Source organism: Salinispora pacifica CNR114 (assembly GCF_000514775.1).
Lineage (GTDB): Bacteria > Actinomycetota > Actinomycetes > Mycobacteriales > Micromonosporaceae > Micromonospora > Micromonospora pacifica.
In genome coordinates this window covers 33622-42299 of the sequence record NZ_AZWO01000041.1, presented here as the reverse complement: position 1 = coordinate 42299, position 8678 = coordinate 33622, and the positions used below count along the sequence as shown (strand labels likewise).

General features: G+C 68.7%; 8 protein-coding genes and 1 tRNA gene. 6 read left to right on the top strand and 3 right to left on the bottom strand.

Annotated features, from left to right (window positions below; translation table 11 throughout):
- Positions 1–558 (top strand): proprotein convertase P-domain-containing protein (locus B118_RS0121185; protein ID WP_018812742.1); only part of this gene is annotated, 558 nt, incomplete at its 5' end.
- 68 nt (positions 559–626) lie between these two features.
- Here B118_RS0121185 and B118_RS0121180 read toward each other — a convergent pair.
- The 3 genes from B118_RS0121180 to B118_RS0121170 form a co-directional block, all read right to left on the bottom strand.
- A complete protein-coding gene (locus B118_RS0121180; RefSeq protein ID WP_018221841.1) occupies positions 627–1433 on the bottom strand; it encodes a WecB/TagA/CpsF family glycosyltransferase in 807 nt (268 codons plus the stop codon).
- Positions 1430–2503 (bottom strand): NAD-dependent epimerase/dehydratase family protein, encoded by a 1074-nt coding sequence (locus tag B118_RS0121175; RefSeq protein WP_027658480.1) that lies wholly within the window; start codon positions 2501–2503, stop codon positions 1430–1432. Before B118_RS0121175 ends, B118_RS0121180 begins: the two co-directional genes overlap by 4 nt.
- A 103-nt stretch (positions 2504–2606) precedes the next feature.
- A tRNA-Leu gene (locus B118_RS0121170) sits at positions 2607–2692 on the bottom strand.
- 224 nt (positions 2693–2916) lie between these two features.
- Here B118_RS0121170 and B118_RS0121165 point away from each other — a divergent pair.
- The 5 genes from B118_RS0121165 to B118_RS0121145 are packed head-to-tail and all read left to right on the top strand — an operon-like array spanning position 2917 to position 8678.
- Positions 2917–3726 (top strand): FhaA domain-containing protein, encoded by an 810-nt coding sequence (locus tag B118_RS0121165; RefSeq protein ID WP_018221839.1) that lies wholly within the window; start codon positions 2917–2919, stop codon positions 3724–3726.
- A 6-nt stretch (positions 3727–3732) separates the two neighbouring features.
- A complete protein-coding gene (locus tag B118_RS0121160; RefSeq protein ID WP_018217829.1) occupies positions 3733–4218 on the top strand; it encodes an FHA domain-containing protein FhaB/FipA in 486 nt (161 codons plus the stop codon).
- Positions 4215–5657 (top strand): PP2C family serine/threonine-protein phosphatase, encoded by a 1443-nt coding sequence (locus B118_RS0121155; protein ID WP_028193379.1) that lies wholly within the window; start codon positions 4215–4217, stop codon positions 5655–5657. Before B118_RS0121160 ends, B118_RS0121155 begins: the two co-directional genes overlap by 4 nt.
- Positions 5658–5685: 28 nt before the next feature.
- Positions 5686–7176, top strand: coding sequence for an FtsW/RodA/SpoVE family cell cycle protein (locus B118_RS0121150; protein ID WP_026185548.1), 1491 nt, complete (start codon positions 5686–5688; stop codon positions 7174–7176).
- Complete coding sequence (locus B118_RS0121145) at positions 7173–8678, top strand: peptidoglycan D,D-transpeptidase FtsI family protein (RefSeq protein WP_018221836.1); 1506 nt, start codon at positions 7173–7175, stop codon at positions 8676–8678. Before B118_RS0121150 ends, B118_RS0121145 begins: the two co-directional genes overlap by 4 nt.

The following is an 8678-nucleotide window of genomic DNA, read 5'->3' as shown; positions in this document are numbered from 1 at the left end:
ACGATCAGCGGCACGTCGATGGCGTCGCCGCACGTCGCGGGTGCCGCGGCGCTGGTCCTGTCGGCCAACCCGTCGTACACCCCGCAGCAGATTCGGGACGCACTGGTCGACAACGCCACCGACGGCGCGATTGGCTCGCCGGGCAGTGGCTCGCCGAACAAGCTTCTCTACGTCGGTGACGGCGGCACCACGCCGCCGCCTCCGCCGCCGGGCTGCTCCGGCACCAACGACACCGACGTGGCGATTCCGGACGCCGGTTCCGCGGTGACCAGCTCGATCGCCATCGCCGGCTGCGACCGGGACGCCTCCGCCTCCTCGACCGTGGCGGTGGACATCCCCCACACCTGGCGGGGTGACCTCGTCATCGACCTGATCGCGCCGGACGGCTCGTCCTACCGACTGAAGACCAACAACCTCTCCGACTCCGCCGACAACGTCAACGAGACCTACACGGTGAACCTCTCCAGCGAGGCGGCCGAGGGGACCTGGAACCTTCGGGTCCAGGATATTTACCGCGGGGACATCGGCTACATCGACACCTGGACCCTGACGGTCTGATCTGATTTCGCCGGGCGGGGCCCTTTCCGAAGACTCCGGGAGGGGCCCGTGCCGTGTCGAATCCTCCCTCAGACGGCGAAGCTGGTGGGCTGGTCGGTGGCGGGTTCCGGCGGCTCCGCCTTCCACAGGCCGGTCTTCTGTGCGGCCAGCCGGGCCAGGTAGGCCGGGTTGAGGATCAGGTAACGACGCCAGAGCCGCTTCGGTTCCAGACCGAGTCGCCAAAGCCACTCCAGGCCGGCCCGCTGCATCCACGGTGGCGGCTGCCGCAGCAGACCCGCGTGGTAGTCGAAGGCCGCACCGACCGCCATCAGCGGCATGTCCAGCAGCGGTCGCATGGCGTACGCGAAAATCTCCTGCCGCGGGCAGCCCAGCCCGATCAGGACGAGTCGGGCCCCGCTGTCCCGAATCCGGTCGGCGATCTCGACCGCCTCGCCGGGTTGCACCGGTCGGAACTTGGACGGCTCCACCCCGGCGAGCTTCAGCGCGGGAAACATTCGCTCCAGTGCCGGCACCAGCGTTGCGAGCGTCTCCTCGGTGGAGCCGTAGAGATAGACCGGAAGGCCCTCGTCGGCGAAGCGGGACAACACATGCAGGGTGAGTGTGGGGCCGTAGACCCGGTCGGTCAACCCGGCCCGGTGCAGCACGTTGAGCGCCCAGCGCACCGGCTGTCCATCCGGAGTGACCACGTCGAACGAGTTCAACCGGGCATTGTGTGCGGGGTCGAGCACCCCGGTCATCACGCCGTGTACGGCCAGGGCGGTCAGCGCCAGCGGTTGCCGCTCGTGCGCCGCGGTCACGACCGTCTCGGTGGCGGTGGCGTAGTCGGTGACATCAATGAGGACGCCGAGCACGTTCCGCTTGCACCGGGGGGTCATGACTGCGGAACCCACTTGTCGACGTTGGCCTCGTAGATCTCCCGCATGATCATGGGCACGTCGTAGACCTGCTTCCAGTCCGGGTAGTCGGCGTGGAAGGCTTCGTTCGAGCCGATCCACCACTTGTGGTCGCCGATTCGGTTCGCCTCGACGTACTCGGAGTCCATCTCCTGCCCGGTGATCTGCTGGGCCAGGGCGAAGGCCTCGCGCATCGAGGTGTTGGAGTGCCGGCCGCCGCCCAGGTTGTAGACGGCGGCGGAGCGCGGGTCACGGAAGAACGACTCGAATGCCGAGACCACGTCCGAGCTGTGAATCGCGTCCCGGACCTGCTTGCCCTGGTATCCGAAGATCTTGTATTTCCGGCGCTCCATGTTGGCCCGCATCACGTACCCGAGAAAACCGTGCAGCTCGGTGGCGGCGTGCGCGGGCCCGGTCAGGGTGCCACCGCGGAAGCAGGCCGTCCGCATGTCGAAGTAACGGCCGTACTCCTGCACCATCACGTCCGCCGCCACCTTGGAGGCGCCGAAGATCGAGTGTAGGCAGGCGTCGATCGACATGTCCTCCCGGATGCCCTGTTCGTACGGGTGCCCGGGCTCGATCTCCCACCGGGTCGCCAACTCGACCAGCGGCAGGCTGTTCGGCCGGTCGCCGTAGACCTTGTTTGTGGAGCAGTGGATGACCGGTGCCTCGGCGCAGTGCTCGCGGACGTTCTGCAGCACATTGAGGGTGCCGGCGGCGTTGACGTCGAAGTCGGTGAACGGGTCGCGGACGGCCCAGTCGTGCGACGGCTGTGCGGCGGTGTGGATCACCACGGCGGTGTCGCGGCCGTACCGGCGGAAGAGCTTCGCGAGGGCGTCCCGGTCGCGGATGTCGATGTTCTGGTGCGAGTAGGCGGCCCCCAGCTCCTCGGTGAGCCGTCGGACGTTCCACGCGGTCGAGGCCTCCGCGCCGAAGAACTCCTGCCGCATGTCATTGTCAATTCCGACGACATCGAGACCGAGGCCGGCGAAATGCCGGACCGCTTCGGAACCAATGAGACCTCCCGATCCGGTCACGAATGCGACACTCACACGTCACTCCTGGTCCGTCGGAGTCAAGAACGATCGGAGCATAGCGTGACGTACGACGTGCCCCGAGACGGCGCGAGGGCCCCGCTATTGCGGAGCCCTCGTCTGGTGGGGAAGGGGGGAGTTGAACCCCCACGCCCTTTCGGGCACACGGACCTGAACCGTGCGCGTCTGCCATTCCGCCACTTCCCCGTGGCTTCAACCGGAGACACCTGGTGTCCGGCCCTCCGGCTGCGCCGCCGGGCTCGGGACATTCTACGTGGCTCCTCGCGCTTGCCACCAACGGTTACCCTCGTAGGAAGGCCACCGTTTGTGGCGGACGAAAGACTAGCACGACGGAACCGGCCCGCCGAACGGGCCGGGACAAGCGCGGCCGAGCGGCGTGTGAGCTGCACGCTCGTCGGCCGGATACCATCATGTCCTCGGGACCCGAGGAGGAGCCGGTGAGCGTGCTGCAACGCTTTGAGAAGCGTCTGGAAGGCCTGGTCGAAGGGGCTTTCGCCAAGGTCTTCAAAGGGGTGGTCCACCCCGTGGAGATCCTCAACGCCATGCAGCGGGAGGCCGAGGCGCACAAGGCGATTTTGGCCGGTGGGCGCACGTTGGTGCCCAACCGCTACGTGATCGATCTCTCGCCATACGACCACAGTCGCCTGGCGCCGTACGCTGCCGCGCTGGCCCAGGAGCTGGCCCAGTCGCAGGCGGAGTTCATCGGCGAGCAGGCGTGGACGGTCTACGGCGATGTGATCGTCGAGGTCGAACGAGGGGAGGGGCTCGACACCGGCATGTTCCGGGTCACCGCCGAGGTCTATACCGGCGGCGAGGTCGCCCCGGTTTCGGGGCCGGGCTACGACGCCGGCCCGCCGGGTTACGACGCCGGCCCGCCGGCCTACCCCGCGTACGACCAGGGGGGTGGCTACGGCCCGCCGCCCGGTCAGGGTGGCGGCCCCAACGTGCGGTTGGTCTCCGGTGACGGGCGGACCTACCCGCTCCAGCTGGGGACGACCGTGATCGGCCGCGGCGACCAGGCCACCCTGCGCCTACCCGATGTCGGCATCTCGCGGCGACACGCCCGGCTGGATTTTGATGGTGGGCAGGTCGTGCTGACCGACCTCGGGTCGACCAACGGCACGATGGTCAACGGTCAGCGGGTCTCCGCGGTTGCCTTGAACCCCGGCGACATGGTCCAGCTCGGCACCACGACCCTGACCTTCCGCGTGGATGGCTGATCCGCCTTGCCGGAACTCGTCGTCACCGTTGCCCGGTTCGGGTTCCTGATCCTGCTGTGGATTTTCGTCTTCACGGTGGTCGGGGTGATCCGCCGGGACCTCTTCGCGGGTGCCCGCTCCGGCCGGCTGGTAGCGGCCCCCCGGGGAGTCGGAGCCGTCCTTGGTCAGGGCGGTAAGCCGGCCCGGGTGAAGCGGGGAAAGGCAGCCCGCCAGCTGGTGGTGACCGCCGGCCAGCTGGCCGGCACTCGCATTACCCTCGGTGAAGCGCAGATCACAATCGGTCGGGCTGAGGATTCCACCCTCGTGATTACCGACGATTACGCCTCCGCGCGACACGCCCGGCTCGTGCCCCGCGACGGGCAGTGGTTCGTTGAGGACCTTGGCTCGACTAACGGCACCTACCTGGATCGCGCTAAGGTCACCGGACCTACCCCCGTCCCCCTCGGCGTGCCGATCCGCATCGGGCGCACCTCACTCGAATTACGGCCATGACTCTGACCCTCCGCTATGCGGCCCACAGCGACCGCGGGCTGATCCGAGACGGCAACCAGGACTCCGTCTATGCCGGGCCACGGCTGCTCGCCGTCGCTGACGGTATGGGCGGTATGGCCGCCGGTGATGTCGCCAGCAACATTGTCATCGGCGCCATGGCGCCGCTGGACGAGGATGTCCCGGGTAACGCCCTCGTGGATGCCCTTCGTTCGGCTGTCACCAACGCCACCCAACAGCTACGCGAGACGGTTGACGCCAATCCGCAGCTGGAGGGGATGGGCACGACACTCACCGCGATCCTCTTCTCCGGCAGCAAGCTGGGCATGGTGCACATTGGCGACTCTCGTGCCTACCTGCTGCGTGCCGGCGAGTTCGCCCAGATAACCAAGGACGACACGTACGTCCAGATGCTTGTTGACGAGGGCCGGATCAGCGCCGAGGAGGCGAGCAGCCACCCCCAGCGGTCGCTGCTGACCCGGGCCCTCGATGGCCGGGACATCGACGCGGAGTACTCGGTGCGCCAGGTCCTCGCCGGCGACCGGTACCTGATCTGTAGCGACGGTCTCTCGGGCGTGGTGAGCGCAGAGACGATCGTGGAGACGATGCGGGAGTACGCCGACCCGCAGCATTGCGTGGAGCGGTTGGTCCAGCTCGCGCTGCGCGGTGGCGGGCCGGACAACATCACCGTGATCATCGCCGACGCGACCGACCAGGACATCGTCGAGGCGAGCCCGATCGTCGGTGGCGCCGCCTCCCGGGACCGGGGCATGGCGACCTCGGCCGATGACTCCACCCCCGCGGCCCGCGCCTCGGCGCTCTCCGGGGCGCCGCCGGAGCCGCCGGACGAGTCGACTGCCGGGGACGACGAGCCGGAGCGCGGCCGCCGCCGGCCGATCCGCCTCGCGGCGATGAGTCTCGCCCTGCTCGTCCTGCTGGGCGGAACGCTCTACGGTTGGTGGAGCTACACCCAGCGGCAGTACTACGTCGGAGCCACGGGGAGCGGCCAGGTCGCGGTGTTCCGTGGCGTCGAGGGTCAGATCGCCGGCATCGACCTCTCTGCCGTGCACTCGACCAGCTCCGCCGAGCTGGACGACCTCACGCTCGCCGCACAGGAACAGGTCAAACAGGGCATCCCTGCCAAGAGTGAGGCGGATGCGGAGCGCCGGCTCGCCGAGCTGACCGCTGATACTCCGACCAATCCCAACCTGAAGCCGACCTGTCCCCCGAGCCCCAGTCCGACCCCGCCAGCGGCGCCGAGCCCGACCGGGGAGCTCGATGCGTCAACGCCGGCCACCGTTTCGAGTACACCTCCGGCGGCCTCCGCCACCCCGAGCACGCCGGCAACCGGCGAGCCGACCGAACCGACCCCCTCGCCCGACGCCTTGCCCGCCATCCCGCCGCCGGCTGTTGATCCGGCCGCCTGCCGGTCGCCCGAGTGAGCGCCGGCTTGATCTGTCAGGACATTCAGTGACCGTAGCGGCCACGTCGACATCCCCGCCCACGACCACGGGCGGGCAGAGCGGCGTGCGGCTGGCCCGGTCCCGGCGTAACGCCGAGCTGTCGCTGCTGTTACTCGCCATGGTGCTGGTGGCCGCGTACGGGGCGATGGTCGAAGCCAGCGTGCTCGACACGGTCACGCCGAGCTTCTGGGTGCCGGCCGCCGCGCTCAGCGCGGTCTTCCTCGGCCTGCACGTGGTGATCCGGTTCCTGGCTCCCTTCGCCGACCCGGCCCTGTTGCCGTCCGTCGCCCTCCTTAACGGCCTCGGTGTCGGCTTCCTGCACCGGCTGGACCTGGCCCGCGCCACCCCGGCCGAGCGTGCCGAACTGGCGACCTTCGCCGGCACCGGCGGGCGTCAACTCGCCTGGACACTGATCTCGGTCGCCCTCGCCGCCGGGCTGCTCGCTGTCGTCCGAGACCACCGCTCGATCTCTCGGTACGCGTACACCCTGGGTCTCGCCGGCATCGTGCTGGTGATGATCCCGGCGGTGCTACCGCGGAGCATTTCCGAGATCAACGGTGCGAAGCTCTGGATCCGGGTCGGTGGTCTCTCCATCCAGCCCGGCGAGTTCGCCAAGCTCGCGCTGCTCGCCTTCTTCGCGTACTACCTGGTGCGCAAGCGGGAGGTCCTCTCCCTGGCCAGTCGCCGGTTTCTCGGTGTCGATCTCCCCCGGGGCCGGGACCTCGGGCCGGTCGTGGTGGTCTGGCTGATCAGCCTCCTGGTGCTGGTCTTCGAGAAGGACCTGGGCACCTCCCTGCTCTACTTCGGCATGTTCGTGGCGACGCTCTACATCGCCACCGAACGGGTGAGCTGGCTCCTCATCGGCTTGGTGCTCTTCTTCGGCGGCGCCTATCTGGCGTACGTGTTGGGCGACGTGGTCGGTGGTCCGTTCGCCAACTTCTACCTACGGGCCAACATCTGGCTGGACCCGTTCGCCGACCCGTACAACGACGGCTACCAGCTGGTGCAGGGATTGCTCGCCCTTGGTAGCGGAGGAATGTTCGGCGCCGGGCCCGGCGCCGGCCAGCCGCTCAAGCTGCCCGAAGTGCAGAACGACTTCATCTTCGCCGGCCTCGGTGAGGAGATCGGTCTCTTCGGTCTCTCCGCCCTGCTGGTGGTCTACCTGCTCATCGTCGAGCGGGGGCTGCGCGCCGCACTGGCGGTTCACGACTCGTTCGGCAAGCTGCTCGCCGGCGGTCTGGCGTTCACCCTCGGGCTCCAGGTCTTCGTGATCGTTGGCGGGATCAGCGGTCTGATTCCGCTCACCGGCCAGACCACGCCGTTCCTCTCCGCCGGCGGTTCGTCACTGATGGCGAACTGGCTACTCATCGCGATCCTGCTCCGGGTCTCCGATGCTGCCCGCCGGCCGGTGACCGGCGGAGGCGCTCCGTCGACCCGACCGACGGGCGGCCCACCGGAGCAGCTACACGGTGCCCCGACGGAGGTGATCAGACCGTGAACGCACCACTGCGCCGGGTGGGTCTCGTCGTGATGGTCCTGTTCGGGCTTCTCTTCGCGAACCTGAACTGGATTCAGGCCTACAAGGCCGACGACTACCGCAACAGCGACTACAACGGCCGGGTCCAGGTCGCCGAATACGAGCGCAAGCGCGGCAACATCGAGGCCGGCGGTACGGCGTTCGCGGTGAGTAAGGAGACCGACGGGGAGCTGGAGTACCTGCGCACCTATCCCGGCGGGGAGAAGTACGCCCACGCGATCGGCTACAAGCCGGTCAACCTGGCCGACACCGGCATCGAGGAGGCGGAGAACGCGTTCCTGGCCGGCACCAGCGACCAGCTGATCGGCGACCGGCTGCGGGACCTGGTCACCGGCGACGAGACCGCCGGCGCGAACGTCCTGCTCACCATCTCCGAGCAGGCGCAGGACGTCGCGTACGAGCAGCTGCGGGACAACCGTGCGGGGGTCAGCAAGGGCGCGGCCATCGCCCTCGATCCGCGTACCGGGGCGGTGCAGGCGCTGGTCTCGATGCCGAGCTTCGACCCGAACCCACTGGCCAGCCACGACTCGGACGAGGCCACGACGGCCTACAACAAGCTGCAGCAGAACCCGGACGGTCCGCTGAAGAACCGGGCGCTCGGCGAGGTGCTCCCGCCGGGCTCCACCTTCAAGATCGTGACGGCCGCCGCCGCGCTCGAGAACGGTGTCACCCAGGACACGAAGATCCCCGCCGGGCCCAGTTGGACGCCGCCGACCTCGGGCAAGCCGATCGAAAACGCGGCCCCCTCCATCTGTCCGGAGGAGGAGGTCACCCTGATGAACGCGGTGACCGAGTCGTGTAACACCGGCTTTGCCCAGCTCGGCGTACGCCTCGGCGCGGACACGCTCAAGGAGAAGGCCCGGCAGTTCGGCTTCGAGCAGGACGACTTGACCGTCGGCCGGCTCGGTGAGGATGGCGAACCGGTCGCGGCCAGTCGGACCGGCGGCATGGAGAACCCCGACGGCAGCGTTGACCAGGCTGCCCTCGCCCAGTCCTCCATCGGCCAGCGGGATGTCCGGATGACGCCGCTCCAGGGTGCTCTGATCGCCGCCACGGTCGCCAACGACGGCAGCCAGATGCGTCCGTACCTGGTCAGTCAGATCCTCGGTGCTGATCGCACCACCAACTACTACACCGCCGAGCCCGACGAGTTGCGCCAGCCGGTCAGTGACCAGGTCGCCGCCGACCTGCGGGAGATGATGGAGAGTGTCGTCCAGAACGGCACCGGCCGGAACGCCCGGATCAGTGGCTACACCGTCGGCGGCAAGACCGGCACGGCGGAGTCTGGTCCGGACACTCCCGATCACGGTTGGTTCATCGGCTTCGCACTCGACGAGGACGGCAACCCGGTCTCCGCGGTCTGTGTCCTGCTGGAGGAGTCCGGCGACGGCGGCAGCGCCGAGGCCGCGCGGATCGCCGGGCAGATCATGCGGGCGGCGATCGCCTCACCGGGGAGCCGCTGA